Annotated in this window: 14 protein-coding genes; 1 reads left to right on the forward strand and 13 read right to left on the reverse strand. The window is 47.8% G+C overall.

The features are described from left to right. Positions 1-134: 134 nt before the first annotated feature. The 13 genes from deoC to lepA all read right to left on the reverse strand — a co-directional run bounded on the left by deoC (position 135) and on the right by lepA (position 14,648). Positions 135-800: a deoxyribose-phosphate aldolase gene (deoC, locus tag ACHWTJ_RS12405; protein ID WP_023467449.1), complete on the reverse strand. Its 666-nt coding sequence runs from the start codon at positions 798-800 to the stop codon at positions 135-137. A 76-nt stretch (positions 801-876) separates the two neighbouring features. Continuing rightward, positions 877-1,761: an EamA family transporter RarD gene (rarD, locus tag ACHWTJ_RS12410; protein WP_290777459.1), complete on the reverse strand. Its 885-nt coding sequence runs from the start codon at positions 1,759-1,761 to the stop codon at positions 877-879. 16 nt (positions 1,762-1,777) lie between these two features. After that, complete coding sequence (rarD, locus tag ACHWTJ_RS12415) at positions 1,778-2,653, reverse strand: EamA family transporter RarD (protein ID WP_294743051.1); 876 nt, start codon at positions 2,651-2,653, stop codon at positions 1,778-1,780. A 53-nt stretch (positions 2,654-2,706) separates the two neighbouring features. Beyond that, positions 2,707-3,402: a 23S rRNA pseudouridine(2604) synthase RluF gene (gene rluF / locus ACHWTJ_RS12420; protein ID WP_294743055.1), complete on the reverse strand. Its 696-nt coding sequence runs from the start codon at positions 3,400-3,402 to the stop codon at positions 2,707-2,709. Between the two features lie 107 nt (positions 3,403-3,509). Beyond that, positions 3,510-4,844 carry a tRNA (N(6)-L-threonylcarbamoyladenosine(37)-C(2))-methylthiotransferase MtaB gene (mtaB, locus tag ACHWTJ_RS12425; RefSeq protein ID WP_023467445.1) on the reverse strand — a complete coding sequence of 445 codons (1,335 nt, stop codon included), beginning with the start codon at positions 4,842-4,844 and terminating at the stop codon, positions 3,510-3,512. 5 nt (positions 4,845-4,849) lie between these two features. Then, on the reverse strand, positions 4,850-5,596 hold the full coding sequence (locus ACHWTJ_RS12430; RefSeq protein ID WP_394679791.1) for a 16S rRNA (uracil(1498)-N(3))-methyltransferase: 747 nt from the start codon (positions 5,594-5,596) through the stop codon (positions 4,850-4,852). Positions 5,597-5,600: 4 nt separating this feature from the next. Continuing rightward, positions 5,601-6,548 (reverse strand): 50S ribosomal protein L11 methyltransferase, encoded by a 948-nt coding sequence (prmA, locus tag ACHWTJ_RS12435; protein ID WP_029341002.1) that lies wholly within the window; start codon positions 6,546-6,548, stop codon positions 5,601-5,603. Between the two features lie 25 nt (positions 6,549-6,573). Then, positions 6,574-7,680: a molecular chaperone DnaJ gene (dnaJ, locus tag ACHWTJ_RS12440; RefSeq protein ID WP_023467442.1), complete on the reverse strand. Its 1,107-nt coding sequence runs from the start codon at positions 7,678-7,680 to the stop codon at positions 6,574-6,576. A 132-nt stretch (positions 7,681-7,812) separates the two neighbouring features. Further along, a complete protein-coding gene (gene dnaK, locus ACHWTJ_RS12445; RefSeq protein WP_035398411.1) occupies positions 7,813-9,639 on the reverse strand; it encodes a molecular chaperone DnaK in 1,827 nt (608 codons plus the stop codon). Positions 9,640-9,687: 48 nt separating this feature from the next. Next, positions 9,688-10,245: a nucleotide exchange factor GrpE gene (gene grpE / locus ACHWTJ_RS12450; protein WP_023467440.1), complete on the reverse strand. Its 558-nt coding sequence runs from the start codon at positions 10,243-10,245 to the stop codon at positions 9,688-9,690. Positions 10,246-10,269: 24 nt separating this feature from the next. Continuing rightward, the gene (gene hrcA / locus ACHWTJ_RS12455) at positions 10,270-11,304 is read right to left on the reverse strand and encodes a heat-inducible transcriptional repressor HrcA (RefSeq protein WP_023467439.1); all 1,035 of its coding nucleotides are present in this window, start codon (positions 11,302-11,304) and stop codon (positions 10,270-10,272) included. A 316-nt stretch (positions 11,305-11,620) separates the two neighbouring features. Further along, positions 11,621-12,766 (reverse strand): radical SAM family heme chaperone HemW, encoded by a 1,146-nt coding sequence (gene hemW / locus ACHWTJ_RS12460; protein ID WP_294743070.1) that lies wholly within the window; start codon positions 12,764-12,766, stop codon positions 11,621-11,623. Positions 12,767-12,824: 58 nt separating this feature from the next. Further along, a complete protein-coding gene (lepA, locus tag ACHWTJ_RS12465) occupies positions 12,825-14,648 on the reverse strand; it encodes a translation elongation factor 4 (protein ID WP_056060060.1) in 1,824 nt (607 codons plus the stop codon). Between the two features lie 232 nt (positions 14,649-14,880). Here lepA and rpsT point away from each other — a divergent pair, with 232 nt between their 5' ends. Beyond that, positions 14,881-15,141 carry a 30S ribosomal protein S20 gene (gene rpsT / locus ACHWTJ_RS12470; RefSeq protein ID WP_023467434.1) on the forward strand — a complete coding sequence of 87 codons (261 nt, stop codon included), beginning with the start codon at positions 14,881-14,883 and terminating at the stop codon, positions 15,139-15,141. The last annotated feature ends 87 nt before the right edge of the window (positions 15,142-15,228 follow it).

The following is a 15,228-nucleotide window of genomic DNA, read 5'->3' on the forward strand; positions in this document are numbered from 1 at the left end:
ATTCCACATCCTTCCGACATTCTACATCTGATTATCGGAAGCGATGTCTGACTTCTTAATACAAAATTTAAATTCAGAATAATTCCATAACAAAAAAAAGTCCCTCTAAAAAAAGAGGGACATGTCAGATCTTCTTAGTAGTCGCTATCAGATGTACCACCTGTAACGATTGCGATTCCTGCTGATGCACCAATGCGTGATGCACCTGCATCGATCATTGCTTTTGCACCTTCGAAGTCACGAACGCCACCAGATGCTTTAACACCGATGTCAGGACCAACTGTCTCACGCATGAGACGGATGTCTTCAACTGTAGCACCACCAGTTGAGAAACCAGTCGATGTTTTCACGAAGTTAGCACCTGCTTTAACTGAAAGTTCAGCAGCTGTTTTGATTTCTTCTTTTGTTAGAAGACAGTTTTCAAAGATGACTTTAACGAGTGTACCGTTTGCCGCTTCGACAACCGCACGAATGTCACGTTCTACTAACTCAAGGTCGCCATCTTTTAATGCACCGATGTTGAGAACCATATCGATTTCTGTTGCACCGTTTTGGATCGCATCTTTTGTTTCGAATGCTTTCACTTCTGGTGTGTTTGCTCCAAGTGGGAAGCCGATGACTGTACATACTTTGACGTCATCATCTGATTTTAAGAGTTCTGCTGCTAACGCGACATATGTTGGGTTAACACAGACGCTTGCAAATTTGTATTCTAATGCTTCTTTACAGAGTGTTTCGATCTGAGCACGTGATGTTTCTGGCTTCAGTGCCGTATGGTCGATCATTCCTGCTAAATTCATGTTTGTTGTCCTCCTTAAGGGTATCCCTTAGACTCTGTATTTATTCTATCACGCAAGAGGTCAGACTTCTATCTTTTTAAGCGACTTTTCGGAGCTGTTTTTTCCGAATCCAGACACCATTGAGCGTAAAGACGATCGCTGCTGTCCAAATACATGTAAACGCCACCATGTGCGTTTTAGTAAATGGTTCGTGATACAGCAATACACCGAGTCCAAGCGACAAGGTTGGTGCGACGAATTGGAGGAATCCGACCCACGTGAACGGAATCCGTTGTGCCCCGAATCCGAATAACAAAAGGGGAACAGCGGTGACAATCCCGGTCAAGATGAGTCCGGTCGTCGTACCGACAGATTCGGTCATCGAAGACGTCCCTTGTACTTGCCAATAGCCGAGGAAAATCAAAGCAAGCGGAAGCGGCGCCATCGTCTCGAGCGTCAGACTGACCGTTGATTCGAGTGGACGTCGCTTTTTAACGACGCCGTAAAAGCCGAAGCTTAAGGCAAGTGCGATCGAGATCCATGGAAACTCGCCGTAGCCAATCGTCAAAATCAAGACACCGATTGTCGCAAGAACAATCGAGATCCACTCGATTCGTGAGAGTTTTTCACGAAAGAAGAAGACACCAAAGACAATACTGACGAGTGGATTGATATAATAGCCGAGCGATGCCTCAACGATGAATTGATGATTGACGGCCCAGATATAGATGAACCAATTCAGACTGATGATCAGTCCATTTAAGAAAAAGAGTCGACGCGTGAACGGATCGCGTAACGCCGTCTTCCACTTCCCAAGCGCTTTTTGAAACGATAATAAGATGAGCAGAAATAAGAATGACCAGATGATCCGGTGTGCCAGTATCTCTTCACTCGGTACATTGGCGAGCATCTTCCAGTAGAGCGGTAAGAGTCCCCAAATGATATACGCGACAAGTGTCGCGAAGAATCCAGGTAGATTCACATAATCCCTTCTTTCATTATGATACTTTCTTCATTCGCATTTTCCCTGCCGATAAACCGCTGATCGTAAAGAGAGCAACAGCAATCCAAATGAATAGGAAAGCGATGAAGTGAATCGTCGTAAAGACGTCGTTAAATAGATAAATTCCAAGGAGTAGCGTCAGCGTCGGGGCAATGTATTGAAGAATCCCGACGTAGACAAACGGGATTTTCGGCATTCCGTATCCGAATAACATCAATTGGACTGCTGTTGCGATCCCGAGCATGATGATCGCAATCAGCGCACTCGTCGGCATCGCAAGCGGTTGACTATCTGTCACACCAAGCGTCAAGAGAGCGAACGGAAGCGTGACGAGAGTCTCTAAAAATAATCCGGATAATGGTTCGGCTGCTGCCTTTTTCTTTAGTACACCGTAAAATGCGAATGAAACGGCAAGCGAAAAGGCGATAATCGGAAATTGACCATAACCGAGCGTTAAAATCATCACACCGGTGATTGCTGATAAAATCGCGATCACTTGCGGACGCGTCAGTCGTTCCTTAAAAAAGATCAAACCGAACAAGACGCTAACGAGCGGATTGATGTAATATCCGAGTGACGACTCAACGATATATCCTTCCCCGATGGCGTACAGATAGAGTGACCAGTTCCCGCCTAATACGAGTCCTGCCGCAAGCACGGTATAGCGCTGACCTTTGTTTTGCCATAATTGACGAACGAATTGGAATTTCTTCGTCAGGCGTAACAACAGTGTCACGAAGATGAACGCACTTAATATTCGAATCGAAACGACCGTCCATGCTGGAATACCAGCAGCAAATACTTTGTAGATCGGCAACAGTCCACCAATCACGTAGGCGACGAATGTCGCACTCATACCCCGTTTATCCACGGTCATCCTCCTTATGTAAGAAGAAAGCCGCCAGTGGCGACTTTCTTTGAACCTTATTGCCCGTCAAGCGTCGTAAACAATTCACGTAATTCCGCTTCTGTCAAATCACGCCAAGAACCGATTGGTAAATCACCAAGCTCGATATTCATGATCCGAACGCGTTGCAGACGTTTGACCCGATAGCCGAACTCTTTACACATACGGCGAATCTGACGATTTAACCCTTGCGTCAAAATGATCCGGAACGTCCGCGTCTCGAGTGGCTCAACGATGCATTCTTTTGTCGTCGTACCGAGAATGTCGACCCCACTCGCCATGCCTTGAATGAACGTATCTGTAATTGGTGCATCGACGGTCACGATATATTCCTTATCGTGATTGTTTTCCGCCCGTAAGATCCGGTTGACAACATCACCGTCATTCGTCAAAAGAATCAAACCGTCTGAATCTTTATCAAGACGACCAATCGGGAAAATCCGCTTCGGATGGTTGACGAAATCGATGATGTTTCCTTCGATGTCAAGCTCCGTCGTACACGTGATGCCGACTGGTTTATTTAAGACGATGTAAACAGGTTTTGGCTTCGTTTGGAGTGGTTGACCGTCGATTTCGACGACGTCCGTCTCTTCAGCTTGCGAGCCGAGTTCTGCCGTCAGACCGTTGATCGTCACCCGACCCGCTTCGACTAATTTATCGGCAGCACGCCTTGAGCAAAAGCCCGTTTCGCTAATGAATTTGTTGATTCGCATGAATGGTATCCTCTTTCCTTAATTGAACTGTATTCAGTGTAGCGCATTCCTGAAATGAAAACAAAAAAAGTGGCAAAGAAAACCAGAGGTTCCCTTTGCCCTTTCGATTAGACTGCAGCATCTTTGAGTGTCTGCATAATACGAACGAATTGACCATCATTCATCGGATAGCCCGCTTTCGTGATTTTGACACGAACGAGTTGTCCGATCATTGACTCATCGCCTTCGATTGCGACACGCAGATAGTTATCCGTGTAACCGACGAGACGACCACCTGCTTCTTCCGAGAATTCTTCCGGAATGATTTCAAGCAGTTCTCCCTCGTATTTCGAAGCATATTCCTTCGCGAGTTGATCCGATAAGGCGATCAAACGCGCGACGCGTTCTTCTTTGATTGATTCCTCGACCTGATCATCCATCATCGCAGCTGGTGTACCTGTCCGTTTCGAGTACGGGAAAACATGCAGCTCACTGAACTTATGATCATTGATGAAGTTGAACGTTTCCATAAACTCTTCTTCCGTCTCACCTGGGAAACCGACGATGACATCTGACGTGATCGCACAGTCAGGCAGGACTTCCTTCAGACGCGTGATACGTTCTCCGAATTCCGCCATCGTATACTTGCGGCGCATTCGGCGAAGGACCGTATCGGAAGCAGACTGGATCGGAACGTGCAAGTGACGAACGACGATCGGTGAGTCCTTCAGGACATCGAGTACCTCGTCCGTGATTTGACTCGCTTCGATCGACGAAATGCGTAAGCGTTCAAGTCCATTGACGGATTCGAGTGCTTTAAGTAGTTTCGCTAAGTTGTAGTCTTTCAAGTCTTCTCCGTATCCACCTGTATGGATTCCCGTCAAGACGATTTCTTTGTAACCCGCATCAACGAGCTGTTGTGCTTGCTTCAAGACATCTTCCGGTTGACGAGACCGCATGAGACCACGCGCCCATGGGATGATACAGAACGTACAGAAGTTGTTACAACCTTCTTGAATTTTCAGCGAAGCCCGTGTCCGGTCCGTAAAAGCCGGTACATCCAGTTCTTCATAGACTTTGGCTTTCATGATGTTTCCGACCGCATTGATTGGCATGCGTTCTTCACGGAATTGTTCGATGTATCCAATCATTTTATGCCGATCTTGCGTTCCGACGACGACATCGACGCCAGGAATCGCCATGATCTCAGCAGGAGACGTTTGAGCATAACAACCGGTTACGCAGATGACACTATCCGGATTTTGGCGAATCGCCCGTCGGATGACTTGGCGACTTTTCTTATCTCCGGTATTCGTGACTGTACATGTATTGACGACATAAACGTCCGCATGATCAGCAAAATCAACGCGTGCGTAGCCAGCGTCCTTGAACAGTTGCCAGACAGCTTCTGTTTCGTAATGGTTGACTTTACAGCCAAGCGTTTGAAAGGCAACAGTTGCCATTTCGTTCACCCTTTCAATTCAAAATGATACGAGACGGCGGAAAGGACATAAAATGGTGCCGTTTCCGTCCGTAAGATGCGGCGCCCTAGAGCGGCTTTTTTAAAACCGGCATCCGTCAAACGTGCGATTTCTGCTTCAGCGAACCCACCTTCAGGTCCGATGACGACAAGAAGGGAATCACCCTCTTGCAATCCAGCAAGCGTCGTAGCGAGGACGGAGGCCTCCCCTTGTTTCGATGATTCTTCATAGGCAACCAGACAAGCCGTATAGTTCGATGCATCCTGTAAGACTTCATCATACGCCACGAAGTCGACTGTCGGCAAGTGGGCACGGTATGATTGTTCGGCTGCTTCCTTGACGATTTTTTCGAGTCGTTCAATCTTTTTCGGCACCTTCTTTTGATCCCATTTCGAGACGGAACGATCGGCTTCGAAAATCCGTAGATGATGCATACCGAGTTCCGTTGCTTTTTGGGCAACGAGTTCGATCTTATCACCTTTTGGCAATCCATGGGCGATCGTCACACGAATCGGTAATTCTGTCTCGATCGGTAGCGTCTCTTCGATCCGGGCAGAAGCCACTTGTTTATCGAGTGCTTCCAGGCGGCACCGGTAAAGACCTGTCCCGTCGAGTACGAGAATCTCTCCGCCGACTTCCATCCGCATGACGTTTTTCATATGGTGTGCGTCGTCTTTCGGGAGATGAAACACATCTCCCTGACGCATCGCGGGCTCGACGAAATACCGTTGCATGTGTTTACGCCTCCCGTTTCGCGATGATCGCGACCCAGTCCTCAAGCTTCGTTGTCTCGACGATCGTAAATCCTGCTTCTTGCATCGCTTGGACGACCATATCCTTCTTCTGACTGATGATACCGGAAGCGATGAAATGACCGCCTGGTAACGTCAACGTATAGGCATCCTTGACGAAGAGGAGGATGACTTCCGCTAAGATGTTCGCGACGATTAACTCGACCGGCTCACTCAATTCCTTCATCAAGTCGCCTTGACGGACCGTGATTTGCTCACTGACTTCGTTCAAAGCGACGTTTTCCGTCGCTGATTTGACAGCGACTTCGTCTAAATCGAGTGCAAAGACATCCTTTGCTCCAAGCTTCGCTGCTGCAATCGCGAGGACACCGGATCCCGTTCCGACATCGACGACACGGTCTTGCTCTTGCAAGTAATTCTCAATCGCTTGAATACAGAGGACCGTCGTCGGGTGTGTTCCTGTTCCGAACGCCATACCTGGATCGAGCTCGATGATTTTTTCATCCGGTTGTGGTGTATAGTCTTCCCACATTGGGACGACCGTCAGATGGCGGCTGATCTTGACTGGCTTATAGAATTGTTTCCATGAATGAGCCCAGTCTTCTTCATCTACTTGAGTCAGCGTGACAGCACCCGTACCAATCGACAGACCGAAGTTCGTCAACTGTTGGATGTCATGTTCGATGCCCTTGATCGTGTCCGTCAAATCGCTGCTTTCTGCAAGATACGCCTTCACGAGTACACCTTGTGTCGGATACTCGTCTCGTTTCGTCTCATCCCAAATTTCACCGAAGTTATCTTCGCGGTGGGACATCATCTCGAAATCTTCGACGTCCTCGATGACGACTCCGCTTGCTCCCGCTTCATGTAAGATGTTTGAAACTGCTTCGATGGCTTCTTGTGTCGTATGGACACAGATCTCTGACCATTTCATTTCTTGTCACGCTCCTCTGTAGTGATCACCCTGTAAAGAATGTCTTGATCCGGCTGAAGACACCTTCGTGTTGCTCTTCGACACCTTTTTCATCGCTGATTTCATTGAATTCCCGTAAGAGTTCTTTTTGACGTTCCGTCAGATTCTTCGGTGTAATGACGACGACATTGACGTACTGGTCGCCATGGTGACCGGATCGAACGTTCGGCATCCCTTTTCCGCGGAGACGGAATCTTGATCCTGTCTGTGTTCCGGCTGGAATCTTCAGACTGACCTTACCGTGAACAGTCGGCACTTCGATCTCATCGCCAAGTGTTGCTTGCGCGAATGTAAGTGGCATATCCATGACGATATGATCGTCGACACGTTCGAACAGTTCATGTGCTGCGACACGAACGACGACATACAAGTCACCTGCTGGTCCACCGTTGACACCGGCTTCCCCTTTACCTGCTAAGCGGATTTGTTGCCCATTGTCGATCCCTGCTGGAATTTTGACACGAACATCTTTGTTTTTGCGAACGCGACCGGCTCCACGACATGTTTCACATGGCTCCTTGACGATTTGTCCACGGCCATGACATGTCGAACATGTCGTTTGGTTGACGACACGACCGAACATCGTGTTTTGTTCGACGTTGATGTGACCCGAACCACCGCATCGTTTACATGTTTCCGGATGTGTTCCTGGTTTAGCACCCGAACCATGACATGTACCGCAATCTTCTTCGACTGGAATCGTGATCGTCTTCTCGACGCCTGTGACCGATTCCATGAAGTCGATTTCCTCGACGTATTGTAAATCCTGTCCTTTACGTGGTGCGTTTGGATCTTGACGACGTCCGCCACCGAAGAACATGTCGAAGATGTCGCCAAATCCTTCAGCTCCACTGAATCCACCGCCACCTTGTGATGGATCTTGGTGACCGAATTGGTCGTAACGTGCTCGTTTATTGTCATCGGATAACACTTCATACGCTTCCGATAATTCCTTGAATTTCGCATCCGCATCTGCTTCCTTGTTGACGTCCGGGTGGTACGTCCGGGCAAGCTTACGGTACGCGCGTTTGATTTCCGCTGATGAGGCATCGCGCGCGACGCCTAGTACTTCATAATAATCGCGTTTTTCCACGTGCAGTCTTCCTCTCTCGATTCCGATTCATTTCATACTGTTTGATTTTACCGAACTTCGTGCGACATGGAAAGAGCCAAAGCGCGGATACGCTTTGGCTCTCTCTAGCGCCCGAAAAATCGGTCGGATGAATTACTTGTTGTCTTTCTCGTCGACTTCTTCGAACTCAGCGTCCATGACGTTGTCGTCTTGACCACCAGCTTGTGCGCCTTCAGCGCCAGCTTGTTGCTGTGCCATGTTCTCGTAGACTTTTTGTGTCAACTCTTGAACGACTGTCGACAATTCGTCTTTTGCAGAACGGATTGCTTCGATGTCTGTTCCTTCGAGAGCTTTTGTTACTTTTTCTTTTGCAGCTTCTGCTTTTTCTTTATCAGCGTCAGCGACTTGCTCACCGAGGTCTTTGATTGCTTTATCTGTTGCGAAGACGAGTTGGTCTGCTTCATTGCGTAATTCGACTTCTTCTTTACGCTTGTTGTCTGCGTCCGCGTTTGCTTCTGCATCTTTGACCATTTGCTCGATGTCCGCTTCAGTCAAACCGCTTGATGATTGGATCGTGATCGACTGTTCTTTGTTCGTTCCGAGATCTTTCGCAGAAACGTTAACGATACCGTTCGCATCGATGTCGAATTTAACTTCGATTTGTGGCACACCACGTGGTGCTGGCGGAATGTCCGTCAATTGGAAGCGACCAAGTGTTTTATTATCTGCTGCCATTGGACGTTCCCCTTGGAGGACGTGGATGTCAACAGCTGGTTGGCTGTCTGCTGCAGTCGAGAAGACTTGTGATTTCGAAGTTGGGATCGTTGTGTTACGATCGATCAATTTCGTCATCACGCCACCCATTGTCTCGATACCGAGTGAGAGTGGAGTTACGTCGAGAAGAACGACGTCTTTGACGTCTCCTGTCAATACGCCACCTTGAACCGCTGCACCGAGGGCAACAACTTCATCCGGGTTAACCCCTTTGAACGATTCTTTACCAGTGAAGTCTTGGATTGCTTTTTGAACTGCAGGAATACGAGTCGAACCACCAACGAGGATGATTTTGTCGATTTTGTCTGGTGTCAGACCTGCATCGTTCATAGCACGGCGTGTTGGTTCCATCGTACGTTCAACGAGATCTGCTGTGAGATCGTCGAATTTCGCGCGTGAAAGTGTCATTTCCAAGTGAAGTGGACCTGATGCGCCAGCTGTGATGAACGGAAGGCTGATTTGTGTTGAAGAAACACCTGAAAGGTCTTTTTTCGCTTTTTCAGCTGCATCTTTCAAACGTTGAAGCGCCATCTTATCTTGAGCAAGATCGATGCCGTTTTCTTTTTTGAATTCTGCTACGAGATGGTCGATGATTTTTTGGTCGAAATCATCTCCACCAAGACGGCTGTCACCAGCAGTTGAAACAACTTCAAAGACACCATCACCGAGTTCAAGGATCGACACGTCGAACGTACCGCCACCAAGGTCATAGATGAGGATCGTGTGATCTTCGCCTTTTTCGAGACCGTATGCGAGTGCTGCCGCTGTAGGCTCGTTGATGATCCGTTTTACATCAAGACCAGCAATCGTACCAGCATCTTTTGTCGCTTGGCGTTCTGCATCGTTGAAGTAAGCAGGTACTGTGATGACAGCTTCTGTGACTTTTTCACCGAGGTAGTCTTCTGCTTGTGCTTTTAGTTTTTGAAGGATGATCGCAGAGACTTCTTGTGGTGTGTAGTCTTTGCCTTCAACTTCTACTTTATAATCCGTACCCATATGACGCTTGATCGACATGATCGTGTTCGGGTTCGTGATCGCTTGACGTTTTGCGACTTCCCCTACTTGACGCTCGCCGTTTTTGAATGCGACGACAGATGGTGTCGTACGGTTTCCTTCTGCGTTAGCGATGACGACTGGTTCGCCACCTTCCATTACTGCAACACATGAGTTCGTTGTCCCTAAGTCAATACCGATGATTTTTGCCATGATCTATTTCCTCGCTTTCAATGATTGGAATAATAAAGTGCAAGCCGATTACTCAGCTACTTTAACCATACTCGGACGAATCACACGATCGTGCAATTTGTACCCTTTTTGGAATTCAGCGATGACGACGCCTGATTCGTGTTCTTCGCTCGCTTCTTGAACGACCGCTTGGTGTAAGTTCGGATCGAACGCTTCACCGACAGCTGGAATCTCGACGACGCCTTCATTTTGAAGCGTTTCAACGAGTTGACGCTTCACCATTTCGACACCCGTCAAGACGGATTTCGTCTCTTCGTTTTCCGTCTCGATTTGGAGCGCACGGTCCAAGTTATCGACGAGTGGCAATAGCTTTTCGACGATGGCTTGTGAAGAATACTTCGCGCGATTCTCTGCTTCGACACGGTTGCGACGTTTGAAGTTCTCAAAATCCGCACGGAGGCGTAATTCTGAAGCTTTTGCTTCTGCGAGTTGTGCTTCGAAGTCTGGTTTCTCATCTTCGACGAGATCCGCTTGGATGACTTCTTCTTCTGTGACTTCGACGGTTTCAGTCGGCTCTGTCACGTTTTCTTCTTGTTGGAGGTTTTGATTCTGTTCTTTTTCTTCCACTCTGAATCGAGCCCCTTTCTATATTCAATCCAAATTGTTCTTATGCAATTCGGTTTGGAATGCTTGAAGTAGATGGATGATCGAGTTGATTCCCCGGTTGTAATCCATCCGTTTCGGTCCGATCAAGGCGAGTGTCCCGATCGAGACACCGTCGACCGAATAATGGGCCCGGATGACGCTACAATCTTTTAATGCATCCACATTGTTCTCACTCCCGATCGTGATCAAGATTTGATTATCGAGATTCGGTCGGAGGAAATCGAGAACGGCTTCTTGCTGTTCGATCAACTCGAGGACAGGTCGTAGTTTGGCAACGTCCTGAAATTCGGGCTGATCGAACATGTTGGCTTTCCCGCCCAGATAGATGAACGGGCGCTCCTCTTGATCCGTCAAAACGAGATCAAGTGCCTTCGAGAGCAATACCGTCTGTTCAGAATGCTCTGAACGGAAGCGACGGATTTCCTCGAGCAGACGACTGCGTAAGGCTGAGAGCGGCGTACCGCGTAACGTCTGATTCAGACGTTCCATCAGCCGGCTCGCTGCTTCTTGGGACAACGCTTGATTCAATTGCAAGGTCTTGTGTTCGACATGCCCCGTCTCCGTGACGAGAACGATGACGACTCGACCTTCGGCGAGAGGAATCAATTCTAGATGATGCAATCGTTGTCCTTCTTCTTTTGGTCCAAGTACAAGCGTCGTGTAATGGGTTAAATCGCTCAACAGGTCTGCTGTGTGCCGAATCAACCGATCATTCTCATTCACGGAATGGGCAAAGAGTGATTTCAATGCCTGTGCTTCTTTTGGTGTGATGCTTTCCGGACGAATCAGATGGTCGACATAAAAACGATATCCGAGTTCGGAAGGAATCCGTCCTGCGGAAGTGTGTGGCTTTTCAATCAGACCCATCTCTTCGAGGTCCGCCATCTCGTTACGAATGGTCGCGGAACTGAACGTCACGTCGTCTCGCTTGGAGAGCGTCCGTGAGCCGACGGGTTGAGCAGTCTTGATGTAATCATCGACGATTGCACGTAAAATCAACAATTGACGATCCGTCAGCACCTTCTTCACCACCTTATTTTGTTAGCACTCACTTTTAACGAGTGCTAATTACATCTTTTACTATAAGGAATTGTCAGTCCGATGTCAACCGAATTGCGTGACCCTTTGAACAGTTTCCCATTCTGCGATACAGTGAAACAAAGAATGGAAAGGATGAATCGGATGATTGAATTATTGGCAATGGCAGGAGTCTTTGTCTGGCTGTTCATCGCGGTCATCGGAACGACTGCTTATTTTTTAAGGAAATCCAAAAAATGAAAAGAAGCGGTATTCCTCTTTATTAAGGGAACACCGCTTCCTTTCATTTATTCAAGGTTCATTGAACCTGCGCTTCACCGATGAATTCTGCAAAGACTTCGTTCGCTAACGGAATGCCGGCTGGCGTCAAACGGATATGTGTCTCCGTCTGTTCGACGAGACCGTTTGGCAACAACCGTTTCATGACGTCACCAAACACATCTTCAAACGCTACTCCATACTTCGCCTGGAAACGTTTGAGTGATACGCCGTCCTTCATTCGAAGTCCAAGGAACATCTCTTCTTCCATCCGCTCGACGTTCGTCAACGGCGTCTCTTTTCGAACCGGTAATCCTTCCGCCTTGATATAGTGCGGAATCGGGGCAATATTCGCACGACGCGTCTGATTGATATAGCTGTGTGATCCTGCACCGAATCCGTAGTACTCATCGTTTTCCCAGTAGACGCGATTATGGCGACTCTCTTTTCCTGTTTGCGCGAAATTCGAGATCTCATACTGCGCATATCCACCTGCTTCGATCGTATCGATCATCACTTGATACATCTCAGCCTCGAGATCTTGCGTTGGTAAAGGTAACTTTCCTTTTCGCTCTTGAATCGCAAAGACTGTATGCGGCTCTAAGATCAATGAATAAGATGAGATATGCGTGATCGGCAATTGAAGTGCCCGCTTGACATCGTAGCGGACCTGATCGAGCGTCTGATTCGGTAAGCCGAACATCAAGTCGACGGAGATGTTATCAAACCGTTTTGCCGCTGCGTCGAGCGTCTGCGCGACTTTCGCTTCCCGGTGCGTCCGACCGATGCGTTCGAGCAACCCGTCATCAAACGATTGTACACCAAAACTGACGCGGTTGACACCGCCCGCTTTCATGATATCGAGTTTCTCTTCCGACACACCGTCCGGGTTCGACTCGACCGTATACTCTAAATCATCGCCTGTCAGTGGCAACAAGTGCTTCTGGATGATTTCCATCAATCGTTGCATCTGTGGTTCATTCAAAGCGGTTGGTGTTCCGCCACCGATGAAGATCGTCTCGAGATGATCCGTCGGGTATTGTTTCAACGTCAGTTCGATTTCGCGTTCGAGCGCATCGAGGTATTCATCGACGGGCTGATTCTTTAAAAAGACTTTATTGAAATCACAGTAATAACAAATATGTTCACAAAAAGGGATGTGGACATATGCGGCGCGTATTCCCATTTCGCCTCATCCTTTCTCTATAAAAACCAAAAAGGGGACGCAAGCGCCCCCCACCTGTTTAATCTTCGTCCATGGATAGAACGGACATGAAGGCTTCTTGCGGTACCTCTACTGAGCCTACCATCTTCATGCGTTTCTTACCTTCTTTTTGCTTCTCGAGCAGCTTCCGTTTCCGAGAGATATCTCCCCCATAACATTTCGCGAGAACGTTCTTCCGTAATGCCTTGATCGTCGAACGAGCGACAATCTTCGTTCCAACAGCAGCCTGAATCGGCACTTCGAACTGCATCCGCGGAATCAGTTCTTTCAACTTATCAACGATGACTTTCCCGCGTTCGTACGCGAAGTCACGGTGAACGATGAAGCTGAGCGCATCAACATTCTCATTGTTGAGCAGGATGTCCATCTTGACGAGACGCGACTGTTGATAGCCGATCAACTCATAATCAAGTGACGCATACCCTTTCGTACTTGATTTCAACTGATCGAAGAAGTCGTAGACGATCTCAGATAACGGCAATTCGTACGTGATTTTGACACGTGTCGTATCGATATATTGCATGTCAACGAATGTCCCACGCTTCTTCTGGCACAATTCCATGATCGCACCAACGTAATCATTTGGTGTCATGACAGCAGCCTTAACGAACGGCTCTTCGATGAATTCGACTTTTTGCTGATCCGGCATCTTCGATGGGTTATCGACGTGCAAGACTTCACCCGCTGTCGTCGTCACATGATAGATAACCGATGGTGCCGTCGTGATCATATCGATGTTGAACTCACGTTCGATCCGCTCCTGGATGATTTCCATGTGGAGCATCCCGAGGAATCCACAACGGAATCCGAATCCGAGTGCTTGTGATGTCTCTGGTTCGAACTCAAGCGCCGCGTCACTAAGTTGTAGTTTTTCAAGCGCTTCTCGTAAATCGTTGTACTTTGCAGCATCGATTGGATAGAGTCCACAGTACACCATCGGATTCATTTTCCGGTACCCTGGCAGTGCTTCAGCTGCTGGCTGTTTCGCAAGCGTGATTGTATCCCCGACACGTACATCGCCGACCGTTTTGATCGACGCAGACAACGTTCCAACATCACCGACCGTCAATTCTTGCTGACGTAATGGTTTTGGTGTCGCAACGGCAAGCTCCAGAACCTCAAAGTCCTTACCTGTCGACATCATCCGGATCTTATCGCCGACTTTAACTGTTCCGTTAACGACTCGAATCGATGCAACGACACCACGATAAGCATCATAGTAAGAGTCGAAGATCAATGCTTCGAGTGGTGCAGACGGATCACCCGTCGGCGCTGGTACTTTCTCGACGATTTGCTCCAAAATTTCTTCAATCCCGATTCCGGCTTTCGCGGATGTCGGAACGGCTTCCGACGCATCGAGTCCGATGACATCTTCGATTTCTTGACGGACGCGTTCAACATCCGCTGACGGCAAATCGATTTTGTTGATGATTGGAAGGATTTCGAGATCGTTGTCGAGTGCTAAGTAAACGTTCGCAAGCGTCTGCGCTTCGATTCCTTGCGCCGCATCGACGACGAGGACAGCCCCTTCACAAGCTGCAAGTGAACGTGAGACTTCATACGTGAAGTCGACGTGTCCAGGTGTATCAATGAGGTGAAGAATGTAGTCTTCCCCATCTTTTGCTGTATACTTCAATTGAACAGCATTGAGTTTAATCGTGATGCCACGCTCACGTTCGAGCTCCATGGCATCTAGTGTCTGGTCTTTCATTTCGCGCGATGTCAGCGCGCCAGTTTTTTCTAAAATCCGGTCAGCGAGTGTCGACTTCCCGTGATCGATATGGGCAATGATCGAGAAGTTACGAATACTCTTCTGCCGCTTTAAACGGTCTTCATTCGTCATGTTTAGAGTCACCTTACCTTATTTTCAAACGTACATACGGTTCATTATACCAAAAAGCGCTTCACTGTACTATCTCGTTTTGTTTTACCCGAAAAACAAAATGTGAAGATTCCCTAGACGTCGTATTGCTTTTAAGAAAAACGTTTGCTACAATTGTGTTTGTTCTGTTGAACGATAACTGCAGATATGCGAATATAAATCTCGAATGAGTTTTATTGGAGGTGAATCATCCATGGCTAACATTAAATCAGCAATCAAACGCGTTAAAACAGCTGAAAAACGCCGCGTCGCTAACGTACAACGTAAATCGGCAATGCGTTCAGCGATTAAAGCAGTCGAAACTTTCGCAGCTGAAGGTAACAAAGACCAAGCGGTCCTTGCTTTCGCTACAGCTTCTAAAAAAATCGACAAAGCTGCTGCTAAAGGTCTCATCCACAGCAACAAAGCTGGTCGTGACAAATCACGTCTCGCTAAACTCGTAAACGCACTTTAATTCTTTCCGAAGAATACGGTGATGGGTCGCCACTAGGAGGGTTCTCCAGTGGCGATTTTTTATATGATCTGAAATGGCGGACGAAGG

Source organism: uncultured Exiguobacterium sp. (genome assembly GCF_964277885.1).
GTDB lineage: Bacteria > Bacillota > Bacilli > Exiguobacteriales > Exiguobacteriaceae > Exiguobacterium_A.